We start from the raw sequence: 19,849 nt of genomic DNA on the forward strand, positions 1-19,849 counted from the left end.
CAAAGGAAGTTATATTTCTAGAGGTTACCAGAATGTCATTTGGTTGGTATGGGTAAGTACGATAACCTGAGCGGCTCGCTGCATGAGGCGGCGATCGGCGCACGGCGCGGCATGCAACGAGCAGGGTTAGAACAGCAGTTTGGAAACCGATGTGAACCACACGACAACGACGGCGGATCTGGCGCGGCTGGCCGAGGAAAATACGGCCCTGCTCGAAAATTCCCTCGACCTGATCGCCCTGATCGATGCCGACGGCCGCTTCCTGCGGCTGAACGCGGCGACCTACGAGATCCTCGGCTACCGCCCGGAAGAACTGGTGGGGCGCCACTACAACGAACTGCTGGGCGAACAGGAACGCGCCTCGTTCCAGACCCTGCGCTCGGAATTGCGCGCGGGGGTGTCGATCCGGCGCGACCTGGAACACCGGTGGATGCGCAAGGACGGGCGCGTGATCATGATGTCGGTCTCGGTGCGCTGGTGCGCGCTGAGCCAGGTGACGTATGCGACCGCGCGCGACGTCACCGAACAGCATGCGGCACGCGCGGCGCTCGACAAATCGCAGCAGCAGCTGCACATCATGTTGGAAAGCATCGGCGACGCTTTCTTCGCCGTCGACCGCGCGTGGCGCATCACCTTTGCCAACCGCAAGGCCGGCAACTTCGTCAACGTCGATGCCGCGCAGGTCATCGGCAAGAACCTGCTCGAGGTCGCGCCCGACCTGCACGATTCGCCCTCGCTCGGCTACTATCGCCAGGCCATGGAAACGGGCCAGGCCTGCGCCTTCGAGACCTATTGGCAGCCGTCCGGCGTCTGGGTCGAGGTGCATGCCTACCCCAGCGAGGACGGGCTGTCGGTCTATTTTCACGACATCAGCTTCAAGCACCAGGCCCAGCAGGCACTGCGCAAGAGCGAGCAGCGTTTTCGCAGCCTGTTCCAGCAAGCCGCCGACAGCATCGTGATCGCCGACCGCGACCTCTTCATCGTCGCCGCCAATGGCCGCGCCTGTAGCAACTTCGGCTATACCGAGGAAGAATTCCTGCGCCTGCGCATGCCCGACATCGATAGCGGCCAGGCTTATTCGGCCGAGCTGGCAATGGCGCTCGAAGACGACCAGACGCAGCTAGTGCGCACCAGCAAGCAACGCAAGGACGGCAGCATCTTTCCGGCCGACGTGCACATCTCGCGCTTCGAGGACGGCGGCAGGGAATACTTCCAGGCCATCATCCGCGACGTCACCGAGCGCGAGGAGACCCAGAACCGCCTGCGCGAACTGGCCACCCACGACACCCTGACCGGCTTGCCGAACCGGGCGCTGCTGGGCGAACGCGTGCAGCGCCTGCTCGACACCTGTCCACGCGAAGCGGCGGTGGCCACGATGTTCCTCGACCTCGACCGTTTCAAGGAAGTGAACGATTCCTTCGGCCACGAGTTCGGCGACGTCCTGCTGTGCGAAGTGGCGGCGCGCCTGCGCCGCGCGATCGGCCCGGGCGACGTGATCGCCCGCCTCGGCGGCGACGAATTCGTGATCGCGGCGCACTGCGCCAGCGGCAGGGGAGCGGCCGGGTCGCTCGGCGAGCAACTGCTGGACGTGCTCACCGCCCCGATCAAGATCGCGGGTCAGGACGTGATCATCGGCGCCTCGATCGGCATCAGCCTGTTCCCCTTCGATGGCGAGACCAAGGAACAGCTGTTCCAGGCCGCCGACACGGCGATGTACCGCGCCAAGGCGGGCGGGCGCAACCGCTGCCGCTTCTTCGAGCCGGAAATGGCCTTCGCCACGCGCGAACGCATGGCGCTGGAAACCTCGCTGCGCCCGGCCCTGGCGCGCGGCGAATTCACGCTGCACTACCAGCCACGCATCGACCTGCGCAGCATGGCGATAGTCGGCATGGAAGCGCTGATCCGCTGGAACCATCCCGAGCGCGGCATGGTCTGGCCGGCGCAGTTCATCCCGATTGCCGAAGAGACCGGCCTGATCGCCCCGATCGGACGCTGGGTGCTGCACGAGGCTTGCATGCAGACGCGGCGCCTGATGACCGAATTCGGGCGCGAGATCTGCGTTTCGGTCAACGTCTCGGCGCGCCAGCTGGCGCACGGCAGCTTCGTCGACGAGGTGCGCCAGACCCTGGACGAATCCGGCATGCCGCCGCATTGCCTGGAACTGGAATTGACGGAGAGCGCGCTGATCGCCGACATCGAGCGCACCGCGCTGATGCTGCGCGAGCTGCACCAACTGGGCGTGAAACTGGCGGTGGACGATTTCGGCACCGGCTATTCGGGCCTGACCTATCTGCGCCGCTTCCCGATCGATGTCCTGAAACTCGACCGCTCCTTCATGCTGCAGGATGGCGCGGGGATCAGCACCTTCGATTTCGTCAAGGCCTTCGTCGACATGGCGCACGCGCTCAAGCTCGCCGTGGTGGCCGAAGGCGTGGAGACGGCCGACGTCGTCGCATTCCTGCGCGCTGCCGCCTGCGACGAGGCCCAGGGCTATCACTTTGCGCGGCCGCTGACGCTGGCGGCCTTGCGGGAAAGATTGGCGGCCGACGCCAGTAGCGGGCCGTAGCGCGCGCCGCGCGCAGCGTGCCCGCGCCCGGCGCCGTGCCGCCCTTGGTTTTCCAGGCAATATTGCCAAAAGGCTAGCGCGCGCTGGGTTTATGAACGCGACGATACACTGACTGCTGGCTTGAGTGCGTAGTCAGTTGCTGCCGTAGAACACGGTGCTGCGGGCGCGCACAGTTGTTGACAACATTTGAACAAGGGCGGTGCATCGGAGACACGATGCCGGCTCCTTCCCCAACCCCAGGAGAACATCATGCAAAAGAATAAAACGTTGAAAGGACTGCTCGCCGTTTCGGCCGCAGCCGCCATGTTCGCCGCTTTCGGCGTCCAGGCACAGACCGCCGGCGCCGCGAACCCGGGCGCGCAAAAAATGACGGACGCTAATCCGTCGACCGTCGTCGGTAGCGCCGGCCACACCGGTGCGGGCATGGCCGGCCACGCCGGCCACGGGCAGAGCGGCGCCGGCATGAGCGGCAGCACCGGCACCGGCACGACCGGCATGTCGGAATCGATGGCGGGCCAGTCGGGCACCGCGGGCGCCACCGCTGCCGGCGGCACCAAGATGAGCAAGGCCGACAGCAAGGCCATCATGGACATGGCGATGGTGAACATGGCCGAAGTCGAAATGGGCAAGATGGCACAGAGCAAGAGCCAGAACGCGGAAGTGAAAACCTTCGCCCAGCAGATGATCGACGACCATACCAAGGGCCTGGCCGAAGTGCAGGCGGTGGCGCAAGCCAAGGGCATCACGCTGCCGACCGAACTCGATGCCAAGCACAAGGCGATGGCGGCCAAGCTGGCCAAGCTGGAAGGCGAGAAATTCGATCGCGAATACATGAAAATGGGCGGCACGGGCGGCCACAAGGATGCGCTGGCCATGCTGAAGAAGAACGAAAAGAATGCCAAGGATGCTGACGTTAAAGGTCTGGCAACCAAGATGAAGCCGACGGTGGAACAGCACCTGAAGGCCGCCCAGCAGATGCCGATGGCAAAGCCGGGCACCACGTCGGGCAAGTAAGCGGCAATCGATGGCTTGTCGCAGGCGTTGACAGACAGCGCCCGTGACCGGCGGGCTCATGAGCCCACACGGCGCGCGCCGGGAGCGATCCCGGCGCGCGCTTTTGTTCGTGGCCGGCGCGCCGGGCCCACCCGGGGAGCGCGTGCTGGCGTATACTTTGCGCGATGACGACCCGCCGCTGCAGTTGGGCCAACCCGGCCAATCCCCGCTACCTCGACTACCACGACCACGAATGGGGCGTGCCCTGCCATGACGAGCGGCGCCTGTTCGAGATGCTCAACCTCGAGGGCGCCCAGGCCGGCCTGTCCTGGGAAACCATCCTCAACAAGCGCGCGACCTACCGCGCCGCCTTCGACGACTGGGACGCCGGAAAAATCGCGCGCTACGACGATGCGAAGGTGGCCGAACTGCTGGCCGATCCCGGCATCGTGCGCAACCGTCTGAAGGTGGCGGCGGCCATTTCGAATGCGCGCGCCTACCTGGCCTTGCGCGCCGAGGGGCAGACGCTCGACGGCTATCTGTGGGCCTGGGTCGGCGGCCGGCCGCTGGCGGGCGAATGGACCGACGGCGCGCGTCCGACCAGGACGGCGCTGTCGGACCGGCTCGCGAAAGACCTGGCCGCACGCGGCTTCAAGTTCGTCGGCTCGACCATCGTCTACGCCTACATGCAGGCCATCGGCATGGTCGACGACCACGACCCTTGCTGCTTCCGCCGGGCGCGGGCGGCATGAATCCTGCACGCTTCTGGCAGGGCCGCGAACGCTATACGGTGTTCGACACCCGTTACGGCGACGGCGCGCGCGCGGCGGCCCTGATCGCTGCCTGGCGCGACGATCCGGACCGTCCCGCGCGCCTGCACATCGTGGCGCTGGCCGAGCGCCAGCTGCCAGGCTTTCACCGCATGCCGCAGCGCGACCCCGGCGTCACGCTCGACCTCGTCGGCACCCCGCTGGACGCGGCGCTGGCGCAGCTGGCCGCGCGCATCGACTTCGTCCAGCTGCAGGGCTTGCGCGGACCGAACACCGGCTTCGCGCGGGCGCTGGCGCGCCTGGCGGCGAGCGACGCCCGGCTCGCCTTCGACTGGCTCGAGGCGGAGCAGGTCGCGGCCTTGATGGCGCAAGGCTTCGTCTTCGAAGGCGGCGGCGCGCGCTTTGCCAGCCGCAAGCCGCGCCTGCCGCTGCCGCCAGTGCCGCCGCGCCGGGCGGTCGTGATCGGCGCCGGCCTGGCCGGCTGCGCCGCCGCCGAACGCCTGTGCGCGCGCGGCTGGGAGGTCAGCCTGGTCGAACGCCATGCCAGGCCGGCGCTCGAGGCCTCCGGCAACCTGGCCGGCATCTTCATGCCGCTACTGTCGAAGGACGACAACATCCCGACGCGCCTGACGCGCGCCGCCTACCTGTACGCGCTGCGCTACTGGGAGACGATCGGCGGCATCGGCAAGGCCATCGAAGGGGCGGCCTGCGGCGTGCTGCAACTGGCGCGCGATGCGGCGCACGCCGAGGCCGCGCGGGCGATCGCCGCAACCGGCCAGTATCCGCGCGGGTTCGCCGACTGGCTGGAAGCGCCGCAGGCGGCAAGGCTGCTCGGCCTGCCGGCGCCCGAGGGCGGCTGGCTGTTTCGCCAGGGCGGCTGGGCGCGTCCGGGCAGCGTGTGCGACGCGATGCTCGCCGCTTGCGGCGCGCGCCTCGCACGCGTGTTCGGGACCGGCAGTGTCAGCCTGGCGCGCGTGGGGGATGAATGGGAAGTGCGCGGCGCCGGCGGCGCCGCGATCGCGCGCGCGGCGACCGTGGTGCTGGCCGGCGGCGCCGCTTCGGTCGAGATCGCGCAGGCCGCGCGCTTGCCGCTGGCCGCGCTGCGCGGCCAGGTGACGCACCTCGATGCGTCCACGCTGCCGCGGTTGCCGGTGGTGCTATGCCGCGAAGCCTACCTGACGCCGGCCGCGCATGGCGTGGCCTGCGCCGGCGCCACCTACGATCTCGACGCCGACCCGGGCCTGCGCGCGTCGAGCCAGCAGGAAAACGTCGCACGCTTGCAGGCGCTGGTGTCGGACCCGACGGCGGGCGCGCATGCGCCGCTGGCCGGGCGCGTGGGTTTTCGCTGCGTGGCCCCGGACCGGCTGCCGCTGGTCGGGCCCTTGCCCGATTTCGATGCGGCCGGCGACACCGAGCGCCTGCGCGACGTGCCGCGCCATGCCGGCCTGTTCGGCCTGCTGGGCTATGCGTCGCGCGGCCTGATCTGGGCGCCGCTGTGCGCCGAACTGCTGGCGGCGCGCCTGGAAAACGAACCGCTGCCGCTGGAGGCCGGCCTGGCCGACGTCCTCGATCCGGCCCGCTTCGTGTTGCGCGCGCGCCGCACCGGACGCGCTTCGGCGACGTCGACGGCAGATTAAGGCGGTACGAGCCGGATTGTGACACGCGGTGCGCGTATAATTAACGCAAGGAAACTTTTGCGCCAGCCGATGGCGCCGCGCATGGATGACTCCCGTGGACGACACCGCACCTTCCCAGGACTTGCTCCTGTTCCTGGCATCGACTGCCCATGACATGAAGAACTCGATCAGCGTGCTCTCCGGGACCCTGGAGCGCCTGCTGGTGGACGCCGCGCCGGGCAGCACAGCGGCTTATCCGCAGATGGCGCAGATGCTGTACCAGACGCGCCGCCTGAACGACAACCTGATGCAGTTGCTGGCCTTGTATAAACGGGTCGGCACGCCCGCCTACCCGTTCGACGTGCAGCCGATCGAAGCCGGGCAGCTGCTGGACCAGATCGTCGCGCTGGGGCGGGTGCTGCTCGACGCGAAGGGCATCGCGCTCGAGGTCGCGCTCGACCGTGACCTGATCTGGCACCTGGACGAAGACCTGATCGTCGGCGTCGTCTCGCATGCCGTCAACAACGCCGCCCACTACACGCGCGACCGCATCCGGCTGGCGCTGTGCGAAGTCGACGGGCTGCTGGAAATCCGGGTCGAGGACAATGGCGCCGGTTATCCGGCAGCGCTGCTGGCCGCCGGGGCCGCCGGCCTGTCCGACGTCGCCAGCGGCATCGACTTCCGTACCAACAGCGCCGGCCTGGGCCTGTATTTTTCGCGCGAGGTCGCGCGCATGCACCGCCACCGTGGCCGCCACGGCGAAGTGCGCCTTGAAAACGGCGGCAGCTTCGGCGGCGGCTGTTTCGTCCTGAGCCTGCCATGAGCGCGGTCTCGGCGGCGAAGGCCGAGCCGATCGACTGGGCCGGCAAGCATTACCTGGTGGTCGACGATTTCATCGGCGTGCGCCAGCTGCTGCGCGAAAGCCTGCGCAGCCTGGGCGCGCGCAACATCGACCAGGCGGCCAGCGGCAGCGAGGCGATCGGCCTGCTGGCCAGGGTCCGCTACGACGTCGTGTTGTGCGACTTCAACCTGGGCGACGGCAAGAACGGCCAGCAGGTGCTGGAAGAAGCGCGCATGCGCAGCCTGCTGTTGCCATCGGGCGTGTGGATGATGGTCTCGGCCGAAAAAAGCGTCGAATCGGTGATGGGCGCCGCCGAACACCAGCCCGACGCCTACCTCGTCAAGCCCATTACCGAAGGCGTGCTGCTCACGCGCCTGAACCGCGCCTGGCACCGCAAGCAGGTGTTCCGTCCGATCGACCAGGCCTGCGCCGACAAGGATTACCTGCGCGCGGCGCGCCTGTGCGACGAGCAGATCGAAGCGAGCCGCGTGCACGAAGTCGAGCTGCTGCGCATGAAGGCGCGCCTGATGGAAAAGTGCGGCGAGCCGGAAAAGGCGCGCGAGGTCTACGAGCGCGTGCTGGCACAGCGCGAATACCAGTGGGCGCGCGCGGGCCTGGCCAAGATCCGCCTGGCCAATGGCGACTTCGAGGCGGCGCGCCAGATGTTCCAGGGCGTGATTGCCGAAAACCGCTATTACATCGACGCCTACGACCAGCTGGCACTGGCGTATCAAGGCATGGGCATGCTCGACGAGGCGTGCTCGATCCTGGAGCGCGCGGCCAGGCTGTCGCCCAACTCCGTGCCGCGCCAGTGCAACCTGGGACAGGTCTGCCTAAAGCTGGGCAATGTCGGCATGGCCGAGAAGGCCTTTCGCAAGTGCATCGCCGTCGGCGCGTATTCGGTACGGCGCACGCCCGATGCCTACCTCGGCCTGGCGCGCGTGTGCGGCCTGAAGAACGATCCGAAGGAAGCGCAGGCCTTGCTGCAGACGGCCCGGCGCGACTTCGGCGAGCAGTATCCCGACATCGACCTGCGCGCCAAGATCACCGAAGGCCTGGTGTATCACGAGAGCGGCGACTACCGCCGTGCGCGCAAGGCGGGCGACGAACTGGAGGCCTTGCTGGGCGCACGCGAAGACCGTCCCGACACCGAAACCTGTCTCGAGATGGCGACCCTGCTGTTCGCGGTCGGCGTCAAGGAATCACCCAGCGAGCTGCTCTGCTACGTCATCCGCAACAACCACGACAACGCGCTGCTGCTCGATGAGGTGCAGGCCATCTTCGACAAGGCGCGCCTGTCCGACGAGGGCGGGGACCTGATCCGCTCCTCGAAAAAGGAAGCGGCGGACCTGATGAACCAGGGCGTGCTGCTCTGGAAGACCGGCAAGCTGAAGGAAGCCGTCGCCTGGATGCGCGAGGCGCGCGCGAGGCTGCCGAACAACCAGCGCATCCTGTTCAATGCCGCCCAGGTGCTGGTGTCGCACATGCGCGAGCAGGGCCACGACGAAGCCCTGGCGCTGGAAGCGCACGAGGTCCTGTCCCATGTCGACCGCCTGCAGCCGGGGCAGCAGCGCTTCGCGCAGTTGATGGAGCAACTGGCGGTGCTGGCGCCGCAGCCGGAATCGTCCAGGGCGCCGCCGGACGCTACGACGGCGTAGCGTCGTCGCAGGAACCAATGTGTGGCCGGCTGCCGGAACCGGCGCCTTGCTGCATCGGCGCGTGCCCGCGGTGCGCGCACCGCGGCGTACTGGCCGCCTTGCGCCGGATCCGGGTCCGTTTGCCGCAAATAAGATGGTTTTCCGGTCAGGTCATCAGCGGCATTGGTCGCGCACAGCCTGGCCGGCGCGCACAGCCTGGCCGGCGCGCACAGCCTGGCCGGCGCGCACGGCGTCCCGCGCGGGCGCATTCCCGGCCCATGCATGCCCGCCTTGCAGGTACGCGCACAGTCGCGCCACGTCATGCCCCCCGCCGGCCCTGGCCGACGCCGCCGCCGCCTTCGCCAGGGCCGCCTTCGCGATGTGGTAGCCGAGCGCGCGGTAGCTCTCGAACTGGGCCTCGTCGAACCACTGGTCCGCCGTGCTCTGGTGCGGATACGCGGGGTTGGCCTTGCGGTAATTGAGCACGTCCGCATTTTCCGAGCCGACGATCGCCGGCTTGATGTACAGGAGCGTGCCGTCGACGCCGTCCGGGTCGACGTGGCTGTAGCGGATCGTGCCCACCGCGCAGCTGGCGCCGCAGCGGCCCGTGTCCTCGAGCAGGTCCATCCGCGAGACGTCGATGTCGATGCCGATATGGAGGTCGGTCGTGCATTTGCGGATCGCGTTGCCTAGGTCCTCGAAGGCCATCGCCTTGTCGCTGGCCACGTCCACCGCGACCACCAGGCGGCAGCGCCGGCGCACCAGTTCGTAGATGCCGAGGTTTTCGAAATGGCCGCCATCGGACAGGTACACGTAGTTGGCGTCGGCATTCGTCATGCCGAACAGTTCGGCGATGAGGCTGAACAGGCCGATGCCGGGCGAGGACCGGGTCCAGGCGGCACGCAGGGGATTCGGACACCAGCGGCCGAGGCGCACGTTGAACATCGTCATCAGGAAGTTCAGCGGGGGCGAAGAGTGGGTGCCCATGTTCGGGCAGGCCGCCGCGCCCGAGAGGGCGACGGCCATGCCCAGGCGTACGGTGGCGTCGTCGTCGCCGCTGCCGGCCCCGGAAGCATAGTCGCGCGTGGGGCGGTAGATCCCGCGCTGGGCGTCGCGCAGGCCGCCGCTCGTCCCTTGCGCCGGCATCAGGGGCATCTCGAAGCCGCAAAAACGCGGCGTGAAGGCGAACGAGGCGGCCTTGCGCGTCTGCCAGGCCAGCTCCTCGCCGCCCACCAGGTTGAGCGCCGTATTGACGATGTGGTAGGGGCGCTGGTTTTCCATCTCGGCCAGTTGCGGATCGTCCTGCGGGTCGAAGCCGGTGAAGGGGTGCGGGTTGCGGCGCCTGGTGCTGGCGCCGAAATAGGCGCGTACCAGGCGGTTCCGGTACAGCATGTAGAGCGAGAATTTGTTGATATCGACGCGCCAGCCCAGCAGCAGGGCCGCGCCCAGGAAGCAGGCAAACGCGGTCGAGAGCGTGTCGCCGCCGGTGGCCAGGGTGGCGTTCGCATGGGCGGCATACACGCAGGGCAGGGAAACCGGCGTCGGGCAAGCCACGCGCGGCATGGCGACCACCGCTTGCACCAGGCTCGACAGCAGGGCGAAGATGCCGACCGTGAAGAAGTAGGGCGCCAGGCGGGCAATCATTTCGCGCTTGGCGCAATTGCCCTCGCGTGAGCCGGTGGCGCTGCCGCTGCCCGCTTTCAAGCCCATCCAGGTCATCGCCAGCCAGCCGAGCGCCGTGCCGGCGTTGGCCAGCGGATCGTAGGTCAGCCAGGCCCAGTGCAGCAGCGGCGCGCAAAAGAAGGCCACGCCGAACATGATCAGCCAGGCCAGCGAAAAGATCGAGGACCAGGCGCCTTGCCGGCTCCACCACTCGCGGCTGGCGTCGCTGTAGAGCGAACCGATCAAGCCGATCATCAGCGTCATCGTCACCGAGAACAGGGTCATCATCAAGGGCATGCCGAAGGTGCCCAGCGCAATGGCATTGTTCAGGATCGGGTGCGCTTGCGGATTCGGCAGCAGCGCCAGGCCGGCCAGCAGCAGCAGGGTGCCGGCGGCCAGCGCGCCGACGGCGCACGCGAAGTGGCTCAGGCCCTCGAACAGTTCGCCGCGCGAGATGTCCGGGATCGGACGGTGCAGGCGCAGCCGCTGTTCGAGCGCGAGCGCCGTGCCGCCGAAGACGAGCAGTCCGGACAGCGCCGGGCAGACGCGCCAGGCCAGCAGCTGCGCCAGTTCGATCGTCAACAGATGGGCCACCGCGCCGGGCGCGAATTCGAGCGCCGCCGCCAGCGACATGGCGGCCACCGCCGCCGCGCCGGCCATGCACAGCACATAGCCGGCGGTGCGGTAGGCACTGGTGCGGTCGTGCGCCAGGTACCAGCCGCTGGCCCAGACGATGAAGTAAACCAGGCCCGGCACCAGCAGCCAGGCCGCGCCCCAGCCGTGAAAACGCGTGGGCAAGCCTTGTTCCCACAGTAGCGGTACCACGCCCCCATGGCGCCACAGGCCGATGCTGACCAGGAAGCCCGCCGCCAGCAGCGGCAAATTGATGCAGCGCAGGACCGCGCCCTGCTTGAGCGGAAAGCGGCGCCGCCCGGTCGAACTGGCGGGTTTGCTCGAAATGCTCAAGGCGATGCAGAACACGGCGAACAGGAACAGCGCCGTGCCGGCCAGCCAGATCGCGTCCGACCAGGCCGCCCAGGGGCCGCCCGGCTTGACCACGCGGTGCACGGCCCAGACGGCAAGGCGCGGCAGGATCAGGAGCGCGCATAGCCAGGCCACCAGCATGGTCAGGTTCAGGCAAGTGTTGCGCACATAGGTGCCGATCAGGGTCCAGGTATCGGCGCTGAAGGTGCCGCTCTTGGGCGAGAGGTAATTGCTGTACTGGCGCAGGAACTGGATTTCCACCGCTTCGGCCGCCACCGCCTGGCCGGCCGCGCCGGGGGTGAGCAGCGCTTCGACCGCGGCCACGTCGCCGCGCCGCTCGCGAATGCATTTCGAGAGCCAGCCACCGATGAAGCCGCCGCCCGAGACGGTGGACAGGTAATCGAAGTCGCGCAGCAGGCGCAGCTCGGCCAGCGCCTGCAGCGCGCCAAGATTGAAGGTGGCGCTGCGTACCCCGCCGCCGGACAGCGCAAGGCCGGCCAGCTGCGCTGCATGGGCGCGCGTGAGCAGGGCGCAGGTGGCGGCCGGCTGCACGTCCTCGGGGCCGCCGCTGGGGCCGGCGGCATCCGGGCGCAGCAGGCCCAGTTCATTCTGGAATACTTCGCTAAAGACGCTGCCGCTGCAGTCGTTCAGGCGGCGCCAGGTGGCTTCGTCGAGGGGGCCGCCACCGGGCAGGTTGTGCTGCTTGCGGAAAGCGGCGATGGCGGCGGCCAGTTCTTCGAGGCGATGCGCGCTTTGCGGCACCGGAAAGCCCGCGCTTTCGAATTTGCGGCGCACGTCGCCGACTTGCTCGGCCGTAAGACGGGAAAAATCGGTGGTGGACATGCCGGTCTCCAGCTGGGGAACACGGCGGCCGGATGCCCCGGCCGCACTCGCAAGTTCAGCACGGCAGGGGAGGTTCTGAGGCCCGTCAAATCAACACATGGGCACGGTGGCGCGGCATATTTGCGCTGGAATCAAGCCTTGTCGGATTTTGTCCGCGAAGGTTTCTGCGAGGAAGTACCAGGCGTGCCGCCGGCGTCGCCGCCGGTGCCGGCGCGCTCGGCCGGATCGGACACCGCGGCAGCGCCGTCGGCCGGCTTGGCGCCCGCCTTGTCGCGCTGCGCACTGTCTGCCGGGATGGCACTGGCGACGGCTTGCTGGAATTGGTCCTGCAACAAGTTCCACCACGCGACGGCCGCCGGCATCGCCGCATCCGCCGTCGCGCCAGCGCCCGCCGGCGGCGTGCCCGCCTGCTGCGCGCCGGCGGCGCTGAAGAAGGCGGCGAAAGGCGCCAGCGCGGCTGTCTGGTCGGGTTTCTGGCCCATCGCCTGGGCCATGTTGTCGCTCATCGATTTCAGGGCTGCAATCGTGCCACGCTGTACTTCCAGCGCATGGATCGAGGTGCGCAGCATCGTCAAGTTCAGGTTGAGCCAGCTTTCGACGGCTTTCAGGTCGGTGATGCGCTTGTCGAGTTCGTCGAGCGAGAGCGCGGGCGTGGCTGCCGCGGGCATGCCGGGCACGCCCATGCCACCCCAGAGGGTCTTTACGAACTCGAGCGTATCCGTCATGCCTGGCACGTTTTGCGAGGGAGGTTTGAGCATGGTGGTCTCCAATAGATGGAATGCTAGCGTAGCAGATAAATAACACCCGCACAAAGGACAGACGCGACTGTCGAGCAGCAGGCGTGGACGGGGGCGGGTACACTAGGGCCATGGGCATTTTTTCCACCACTGCCGGGCAGCGCCGCGCCGTGCTGGTCGGCGCGCTGATCGTCGTTCTCCACCTCGCGCTGTTTTCCTTCGTCTCGGGAACGGTTGCGCTGCCGCGCCTGCCCGCCTCGACCGGCATGGACTTCGTGCAGGCACAGCTGCTGCCGGCCCCCGCGGCGCCGGCCGCGCCCGATCCCGCGCCGCTGCCGCTGCCGACACCCTTACCGCCGCCGCCACTGCCGAAGCTGGCCCAGGAAGGCGTGCCGGTCGCGCGCGAGGATGCCGTCGAGCCGGCAGTCGAGCCGGGCAGCGGCGGCATGGGGGAAGCCGCCGCGCCGGACGTGCCCGCGGCGCCCGCCGCCGCCGAGCCGGCACCAGTACCGGCGGAACCGGCCGAACCGGTCGCGCCGCCCGTCCCCGCGCCGCGCCGCTACAAGGTCGACCTGCCGCCGCCGGCGCGCATCACGATGGACGTGGCGCGCGTCGACGCCGACGGCACGCGCTGGAGCGGCGAAGCGCAGCTGGGCTGGACTTTCCGCGACGGCGGCTACCGGATCGCGTTCGAGGCCGGCATCCGCATCGTCTTTGCGCGCGTCAATCTCGCCATGCTGACCAGCGAGGGCGCGCTGGCCGCCACCGGATTTGCACCGGTCAAAATGACGGAGAAGCGGCGCGGACGCGCGCTCACCGCGACCCATTTCGACTGGCAGCAGGACAAGATCACTTTTTCGTCCTCGCAAAAGACAGTGCCCCTGGTGGCCGGCGCCCAGGACAAGGCCAGCCTGCCGCTGCAGCTGGCGGCGATCGCGCGCGGCGACCCGGCGCAGCTCGGCGGCGACATCGACATCCAGGTGGGCGAAGACCGCGATGCCGTCGTCTTTCGCTTCGTCGTGGTGGGGCAGGAAACGATCGACACCAGGCTCGGCAAGCTGCAGGCGGTCCACCTGTCGCGCCCGCCGAAAGAGGGTTCCTACCGCTCGCGCCTGGACGTCTGGCTGGCGCCAGGCCAAGGCTGGTATCCGGTGCAGATTCGCAACACCGAAGCCAACGGCGCAGTGACGACGCAAACGGTGAATAATATAGCCTTCACTGAACCAGGAAAATGATAATGCGAAGCAATCTTCTGAAAGGCGCCGTGCTGGCGCTGGTGCTGGCCTCGCATGCGGGCGCCCACGCGGCGGCGCCCAAGCGTGCGGTCGAGCCGCCGCCGTCGGCCGACCTGGCCTACGAATTGAACGCCCAGCACCGCGGCTTCGGCCTGAAGGGCGAGGCGCTGATCGCCTGGCGCGGCGGCGACGGCAAGTACGAGGTGAACGTGGAGGCAAGCACGCCGCTGCTGGGCAAACTGACCGAATACCGCAGCCAGGGCACGGTCGACGGCTTTGGCCTGGCACCGGCCGAATTCTACGAAAAGCGCTACCGCAAGGACGCCACCACCACCGTGTTCAAGCGCGACGCGAACACCATCACGTTTACCGATGGCAAGGAGCCGGTCGCGCTGAAAGGCGGCGAACAGGACCGCGCCTCGGTCACCTGGCAGCTCGCCTCGGTGGCGCGCGCGGCCGGCGAGGCGCGTTTCAAGCCGGGCAGCGAATGGAGTTTCGTCGTCGCCGGCCGGCGCGATGTCGCGCCCTGGACCTTCAAGGTGGTCAAGAAGGAAAAGATCCAGACCGCCATGGGCGAACTCGACACGCTGATGGTCACGCGCGAGCCGCGCGGCGAGGGCAGGAGCGAAGGCGTCGACATCTGGCTGGCCCCTGGCCAGGAATGGTATCCGGTGAAACTGCGCTTTCGCGACGACGAGCGCGAGACGATCGAGCAGACGGTGACGAAAATCACGCGGAAATAAACGTGCTCGCATGCGGTGCAAGCTTGTCGATATTGCATCATGCAAAGATTTGGAGTGTGTCATTTTCGCCAGGCCGGCAGCGGCCGGCGCCTTTCCCTTCCTGCCTGCCTGTTGCTTGCCGGTTCTTAACTGCCCTGGTTAGCTGCTATACTGGCGCCCCCGCGCACAGGCAGGCCTGCCACAGCCTGCCTGACACTGCGCGCACGCAGAACTGGTATCCCACATGATCGACACACAGGCAGGCGTGGTCCTGGCCGCGCAATCCCATGGCATGGCGCCGAGCGAGTTCGACCCGCTCGATCCGCTCGCCGCCCATTTCCAGCACGGCATCGCCCCGGACGAAATCGAGCAAGTCTTCCACCTCAAGCGCGCCCAGCCGATGCTGTCCGCCTTCACGGCGCTGTTCCACGGCACCCAGGACGGCGTGCTGGTGCGGCTGCTGGTGCTGCGCGAACTGGCCGCCGACACGGGCAGTTCGGCCTTCTCGCGCGCCGACATCAACACGAAACTGGCTTACCTGATTCCCGAAAGCCTGGAGACGGTGCTGAACCGCCTGCGCACCCACGGGCTGCTGGCCTGGGACGCGCCCGGCGCGGTCTACCGCATCACGCCCCTGGCGCGCAACGTGCTGTCCGCCCTCGATACCCTGGTCGCGCTGGCCAAGCCGGAAGAAGACGACGCCGAGATGGGTTTCCTGCTGTCGCAGGTGGCCGGCGCCCAGGCGGTCGGCGGCGTCACCGTCGAGCAGTTGCGGCATCTGCTCGGACGCCTGGTCGAGCTGACCGAGGAATTTCGCGACGCGATCGCCTCCGGCTCCGAATTCAAGCTGCGCACCTCGCAGGCGAAGTGGCACATGGCCTGCGACTGGGTCGAGAAGGGTTCCGTCATCCTGCGCGCGATCACGTCGGACGAGCGCGCCGACGCGGCCACCCACAAGGCGGCGCAGGCGATCGGCCGCGCGCAAAGCGCACTGCTCAACATGCAAGGCATGTTTTCCCGTGCATTGAACCAGATCGAGCGCCAGCGCGTGCACCTGGGCCAGTCCGGCCTGTCGACGACCGACGTGAAGCGCTGGCTGCTGGCGCACGACGACCTGGCCAGCCTGGCCGAAGGCGCGATCGACCGTCCGGTGGTGCCGCTGTTCGGCACGCCGGCCGAAATGATCGACGTCGCCGAAACCGAGCTGCTCGCCGAGCGCGCCGTCGCCGCCGGTCCGAAAGGCCTGCCGAGCGGCGAGGACGCGCCCCTGACGATCAACGACAACCCGGCCATGCAGGCCGAGCTCGACGACTGGATCAACAAGCTGGCCGACTTCGCCAACCTCGGCAACTTTCCCGAGTTTTCCGAAACCGGCCCGAAGAAAGTGCGGCTGCACGAGTCGCTGCTGCCGGCCGGTTTCGCGGTGGCCTCGTACCGCGCCTCCCTGTTGCCGCTGCTGGGCGACGCCGCCGAAGCCAGCCTGCAGGGGGCGACGGCCGAACTGGCGCGCCTGCCGATCCGCTTCGAGCCGCTCGACGAGCTGGTCCAGCTGGACGATCCGGAAGTGGCGGCGATGTCGTTTGCAACCCTCTCACTGAATTTGGAAGCAGGACCGGATGATGAATGACGATGCACAAATCCTGATCGCGCGCCTGCTGACGCACCAGACCCTGCGCCGCGACGACAAGATGGTCAAGCGCGCGCTGTCGGACGAGCAGTTCCGCATCGAGGTCGACAAGCGCCTGCTCGAATGCGGTCTCAAATTGCTCGACAACGTGTATGCCGACCATGTGACGATCGCCCTGCACCGCAATGTCGAGCCGAAGATCTTCGGCGCCAGGGACATCTGGCAGAACAATAACTTCGGCCTCACGCGCGACGGCGTGGCGCTGCTGGTGGTGTTGTGGGCGCAGATCATCCTGCCCAAGCGCGAGCGCCAGGAGACCCACGTCACGGTCGACGACGACCAGAACGACCTGTTCGACAAGGACAGCCCGATTCCACGCGCCGAGGACACGTCGATCGGCATCTCGTACACGGCGCTGCTGTCGGACTTCGGCGACAAGCTGGGCAAGAAGACGCGCATGGACATGAACCTGGGGCAGCTGTCGAAGCTTGGCTTCATCGAGCGCCGCGGCGACGTGATCCTGGAAGGCCCCCTGCTCGACCTGATGATGGACACCGACGTGCTGAAGGAGCGCATCATCAACGGCGCCCTGTCGGACGTGTTCAAGCGCGCGCCATTGGCGGCGGCGCCGCGCCGCGGCGCGCTCGAAGCCGCCAACGACGCCAACGATGCCGACGCCGTCGACGCCTTCGACCCATCGAATTAAGCACTGCGAACTGAGACACTATGTTCCACATCAAATCACTCGAGCTGGTCCACTGGGATTACTGGCAGCGGATCAAGAACATCCCGCTCGACGCCAAGATCATCACCATCGCCGGCCAGAACGGCTCCGGCAAGACCACGCTGCTCGACGCGCTGCGCACCCTGTTCGGGCTCGATTGCTCGATGGGCCGCACCTACAAGCACTACGCGCGCCACTCGGGCCAGCAAAGCGCCTGGATCCGCGCCGTGGTCGACAACAAGCCGGTCGGACGCCAGCTGTCGAACCGCCCCTTCCGCCACTCGGGCTTCTTCAGCGACGACGAAGTCACGCTCTTTTGCCAGGTGCAGAAGAACGGCGGCGACTGGAAGCGCCAGTACCTGATGCGGCCGGGTAACGTCGACATCGAAGAGGTCACGGAAGCGACCGACTGGATGGGCGTCGAGAACTACCGCAAGCGCCTGGCTGCGGCAGGGCTGTCGCCGGCGATGTCGAAGGTGCTGGCGCTGGAGCAGGGCGAGACCGATAAACTGTGCGAATACGCGCCGCGCCAGCTGCTGGACCTGGTGTTCCAGGTCTTCGGCGACAAGGAAGTGCTGGACGCCTACGACGAAGCCAAGCGCCACCAGCGCGACACCGAGACGGAACTGAAGCGCTTCGAGGCGGAACTGGAAACCTCGCGCATCAACCTCGAGGGCCTGCGCCTGCGCGTGGCCAACTACCACCAGTGGGAAGACCTGCACAAGGAGCGGCGCGACCTGAAGGAAGAAGTGCTGCCGAGCCTGGAGTACCACGAGGCGCGCGAAAAGGCCGGCGCCGTCAGCCGCAACCTGCGCGAGCAGCGCAAACCGATGGCCCAGGCCGACAGCCAGCTGGCCGAAAAGCGCCAGGCCCTGGCCGCGCAGCAGCGCGCCCTGACCGAGGCCCAGCAGCAGGAAACGCTGCTCGAGCAGGAAGGCACCGTGCTGGCCAGCCGCCTGACCCAGATCAACGGTCGCATCAAGCCGCTGGAAAACCTGGTCGAGCAAAAGGAACGCCTGCAAAAACTGGCGGCCGAAGCCGGCGCCGACCTGGCCGAAGTGGCCGCGCAGCTGGAAGAAAAGGAAGCCGAACTGGCCCGCCAGAAGTCCGCGCGCGACGCCCTGGGCGCGAAGATCGCCGCCGAGATGGCGACCATCTCCGCGCTCCAGGGCAAGAGCGCCATGCCCGAGCCGGAAGCCCAGCGCCTGATGCGCCGCGCCCTGCGCGACGAAGGCATCGCCCACGCCATGCTGTCGGACATCGTCGAGGTGACGGACCCGAAATGGCAGGGCGCTGTCGAGGGCGTGCTCGGCGGTTACGCGTCGGTCGTGCTGCTCGAACGCGCCAAGGACGCGCCGGCGGCCTACCACCTGGCGGAAAAAGAGCGCTATCGCCACTTCATCGTTCCCGACTGCATCGAGGCCCCCAAGACGAAGGACGCCAGCCTGCTGTCGGTCGTCAATTTCTCGGCGCCGGCGCCGTCCTGGCTGATCGATCAACTGGCGCGCATCGACCGCGTCGATTCGGTCGATGCCGGCTTCAAGTCGGGCACCGAGGAATGGATCACGCCGGACGCCTACCACCGCGAGCGCCGCGGCGGCCGCTCGCTGTTCGTCGAGCCGGCGCGCTACCGCTTTGGCGCCGCCGGCAAGACCCAGCGCCTGGAAGCGATCCAGAAGGCGCTGCCGGCGCTGGAAGCGAAGGAAGACGCGCTCACGCTGGCCATCAGCAAGCTGGCCTCGGAAGTGGGCGCGCTGAAAGCCCGCATCGCCGGCGTCGACGCGGCCAAGGAACTGGCGGCGCGCCAGGCCGAGTTCGAGGAAGCGGCGCGCAGCATTGCCCCGATCAAGGCCGAGCGCCTGGAAGTGGGCGCGCGCCTGGGCGAACTGCAAACGCTGACCAAGAACGCGACGGTGGCGCGCACCCGCGCCGACACCGTCTGGCAGAACGCGCGCATGGCGCTGTCGGAAGCCGAAGCGGGCCTGCGCCTGAACCACCGCCGCCAGATCGAGCAGCGCGCCGAGCACGCGCAGGCGCTGCTAGCGCTGCGCCGCGGCTGGCGCAACATCCCGGCCGCGTGGAAGCGGCCGGCACGGCGCGCCGCCCTGGTGTCCCAGCACCAGAACGCGCACCAGGTGAACCTGCGCGTGTCCTCGCTCGAGCACGCGCTGGCGCGCGACGACTGGGAGCTCGACGCCACCGTGATCGACCAGTACGCGCGCCTGAACGACCAGCTCTCGGGCCGCCAGGTGGAAACCGAAGAACGCCGCTACCAGAACAACCGCGCGATCGAGGCGACGGGCAATGCCCGCGGCGCCTACATCGAGCGCCTGCGCTACACGATCAAGACCTATTCGAAGAACATCAAGGACCTGGGGGCGCTGGCCGGCATCGACGTGCAGGCCGATCCGGTGCGCCTCGAGAACGACGACGTGCAACTGGCGCAAGCCGGCCTGCACGTGCGTTTCAAGTTCGACGGCAAGGACCAGATCGGAATGAACGACGGCGAGGCCTCGGGCGGCCAGCAGGTGATGAAGTCGCTGGTGCTGCTCATCGGCTTGCTCAAGTCGGAAGAGGGCTCGGGCGGTTTCGTGTTCATCGACGAACCGTTCGCCCACCTGGATATCCGCAACATCCAGCTGGTCGGCGAGTTCCTCAAGAACACCGACGCCCAGTACCTGATGACGACGCCGCTGACCCACAACACCGACGTCTATGACCCGTCGGAACTGACGCTCATCACCAGCAAGAAAAAGAAGGACACGCAGTGGGCGCAGCCGATTTTCGTGCTGCAGCGGCGCAAGGGCGAGGCGAAAGCCGCATGACGCACAGGGACCGCGCGGTCCCTCTTTTCTTTATGCCGGTGGCAGGGCCGATCCGCGCGACCGCCCC

General features: G+C 67.9%; 13 protein-coding genes. 11 read left to right on the top strand and 2 right to left on the bottom strand.

Going from position 1 to position 19,849, the window contains the following annotated elements; all coding sequences use genetic code 11:
* Positions 1 to 151 precede the first annotated feature (151 nt).
* The 6 genes from ACFPOU_RS20345 to ACFPOU_RS20370 all read left to right on the top strand — a co-directional run bounded on the left by ACFPOU_RS20345 (position 152) and on the right by ACFPOU_RS20370 (position 8,444).
* Positions 152 to 2,566 carry a sensor domain-containing protein gene (locus tag ACFPOU_RS20345; protein ID WP_379725631.1) on the top strand — a complete coding sequence of 805 codons (2,415 nt, stop codon included), beginning with the start codon at positions 152 to 154 and terminating at the stop codon, positions 2,564 to 2,566.
* Positions 2,567 to 2,815: 249 nt separating this feature from the next.
* Positions 2,816 to 3,580 (top strand): DUF4142 domain-containing protein, encoded by a 765-nt coding sequence (locus ACFPOU_RS20350; RefSeq protein ID WP_379725634.1) that lies wholly within the window; start codon positions 2,816 to 2,818, stop codon positions 3,578 to 3,580.
* A 164-nt stretch (positions 3,581 to 3,744) separates the two neighbouring features.
* The gene (locus ACFPOU_RS20355) at positions 3,745 to 4,311 is read left to right on the top strand and encodes a DNA-3-methyladenine glycosylase I (protein WP_379725637.1); all 567 of its coding nucleotides are present in this window, start codon (positions 3,745 to 3,747) and stop codon (positions 4,309 to 4,311) included.
* A complete protein-coding gene (gene mnmC1, locus ACFPOU_RS20360) occupies positions 4,308 to 5,966 on the top strand; it encodes an FAD-dependent 5-carboxymethylaminomethyl-2-thiouridine(34) oxidoreductase MnmC1 (protein ID WP_379725640.1) in 1,659 nt (552 codons plus the stop codon). The genes ACFPOU_RS20355 and mnmC1 overlap by 4 nt, the downstream gene beginning before the upstream one ends.
* 85 nt (positions 5,967 to 6,051) lie before the next feature.
* Complete coding sequence (locus tag ACFPOU_RS20365; RefSeq protein WP_379725643.1) at positions 6,052 to 6,768, top strand: sensor histidine kinase; 717 nt, start codon at positions 6,052 to 6,054, stop codon at positions 6,766 to 6,768.
* Positions 6,765 to 8,444, top strand: a complete 1,680-nt coding sequence (locus ACFPOU_RS20370; protein ID WP_379725646.1) for a tetratricopeptide repeat protein — start codon at positions 6,765 to 6,767, stop codon at positions 8,442 to 8,444. Before ACFPOU_RS20365 ends, ACFPOU_RS20370 begins: the two co-directional genes overlap by 4 nt.
* 153 nt (positions 8,445 to 8,597) lie before the next feature.
* Here the strand turns inward: ACFPOU_RS20370 and ACFPOU_RS20375 are convergent, their stop codons facing one another.
* Positions 8,598 to 11,912: a patatin-like phospholipase family protein gene (locus ACFPOU_RS20375; RefSeq protein WP_379725649.1), complete on the bottom strand. Its 3,315-nt coding sequence runs from the start codon at positions 11,910 to 11,912 to the stop codon at positions 8,598 to 8,600.
* A 131-nt stretch (positions 11,913 to 12,043) separates the two neighbouring features.
* On the bottom strand, positions 12,044 to 12,670 hold the full coding sequence (locus ACFPOU_RS20380) for a PhaM family polyhydroxyalkanoate granule multifunctional regulatory protein (protein ID WP_379725652.1): 627 nt from the start codon (positions 12,668 to 12,670) through the stop codon (positions 12,044 to 12,046).
* 110 nt (positions 12,671 to 12,780) lie between these two features.
* Here ACFPOU_RS20380 and ACFPOU_RS20385 point away from each other — a divergent pair, with 110 nt between their 5' ends.
* From ACFPOU_RS20385 to ACFPOU_RS20405, 5 genes are all read left to right on the top strand, one after another.
* Positions 12,781 to 13,884, top strand: a complete 1,104-nt coding sequence (locus ACFPOU_RS20385) for a DUF3108 domain-containing protein (protein ID WP_379725656.1) — start codon at positions 12,781 to 12,783, stop codon at positions 13,882 to 13,884.
* Between the two features lie 2 nt (positions 13,885 to 13,886).
* Entirely contained in the window at positions 13,887 to 14,627 is a 741-nt protein-coding gene (locus tag ACFPOU_RS20390) for a DUF3108 domain-containing protein (RefSeq protein WP_379725659.1), read from the top strand.
* A gap of 223 nt (positions 14,628 to 14,850) precedes the next feature.
* A complete protein-coding gene (locus ACFPOU_RS20395; RefSeq protein ID WP_379725662.1) occupies positions 14,851 to 16,233 on the top strand; it encodes a hypothetical protein in 1,383 nt (460 codons plus the stop codon).
* Positions 16,226 to 16,939 (top strand): hypothetical protein, encoded by a 714-nt coding sequence (locus ACFPOU_RS20400; protein ID WP_379725665.1) that lies wholly within the window; start codon positions 16,226 to 16,228, stop codon positions 16,937 to 16,939. The genes ACFPOU_RS20395 and ACFPOU_RS20400 overlap by 8 nt, the downstream gene beginning before the upstream one ends.
* Positions 16,940 to 16,959: 20 nt before the next feature.
* Positions 16,960 to 19,782 (top strand): ATP-binding protein, encoded by a 2,823-nt coding sequence (locus tag ACFPOU_RS20405; protein ID WP_379725668.1) that lies wholly within the window; start codon positions 16,960 to 16,962, stop codon positions 19,780 to 19,782.
* The last annotated feature ends 67 nt before the right edge of the window (positions 19,783 to 19,849 follow it).

Origin of the sequence: Massilia jejuensis (genome assembly GCF_042656795.1) — a bacterium.
Classification (GTDB): Bacteria; Pseudomonadota; Gammaproteobacteria; order Burkholderiales; family Burkholderiaceae_D; genus Telluria; species Telluria jejuensis.

Bases quoted from the DNA above. Each gene is read 5' to 3' on its own strand.
- ACFPOU_RS20385 (WP_379725656.1), top strand. From the start codon at position 12,781: ATGGGCATTTTTTCCACCACTGCCGGGCAGCGCCGCGCCGTGCTGGTC.
- ACFPOU_RS20370 (WP_379725646.1), top strand. From the start codon at position 6,765: ATGAGCGCGGTCTCGGCGGCGAAGGCCGAGCCGATCGACTGGGCCGGC.
- ACFPOU_RS20355 (WP_379725637.1), top strand. From the start codon at position 3,745: ATGACGACCCGCCGCTGCAGTTGGGCCAACCCGGCCAATCCCCGCTAC.
- ACFPOU_RS20380 (WP_379725652.1), bottom strand. From the start codon at position 12,670: ATGCTCAAACCTCCCTCGCAAAACGTGCCAGGCATGACGGATACGCTC.
- ACFPOU_RS20395 (WP_379725662.1), top strand. From the start codon at position 14,851: ATGATCGACACACAGGCAGGCGTGGTCCTGGCCGCGCAATCCCATGGC.
- ACFPOU_RS20375 (WP_379725649.1), bottom strand. From the start codon at position 11,912: ATGTCCACCACCGATTTTTCCCGTCTTACGGCCGAGCAAGTCGGCGAC.
- mnmC1 (WP_379725640.1), top strand. From the start codon at position 4,308: ATGAATCCTGCACGCTTCTGGCAGGGCCGCGAACGCTATACGGTGTTC.
- ACFPOU_RS20365 (WP_379725643.1), top strand. From the start codon at position 6,052: ATGACTCCCGTGGACGACACCGCACCTTCCCAGGACTTGCTCCTGTTC.
- ACFPOU_RS20390 (WP_379725659.1), top strand. From the start codon at position 13,887: ATGCGAAGCAATCTTCTGAAAGGCGCCGTGCTGGCGCTGGTGCTGGCC.
- ACFPOU_RS20405 (WP_379725668.1), top strand. From the start codon at position 16,960: ATGTTCCACATCAAATCACTCGAGCTGGTCCACTGGGATTACTGGCAG.
- ACFPOU_RS20350 (WP_379725634.1), top strand. From the start codon at position 2,816: ATGCAAAAGAATAAAACGTTGAAAGGACTGCTCGCCGTTTCGGCCGCA.
- ACFPOU_RS20400 (WP_379725665.1), top strand. From the start codon at position 16,226: ATGAATGACGATGCACAAATCCTGATCGCGCGCCTGCTGACGCACCAG.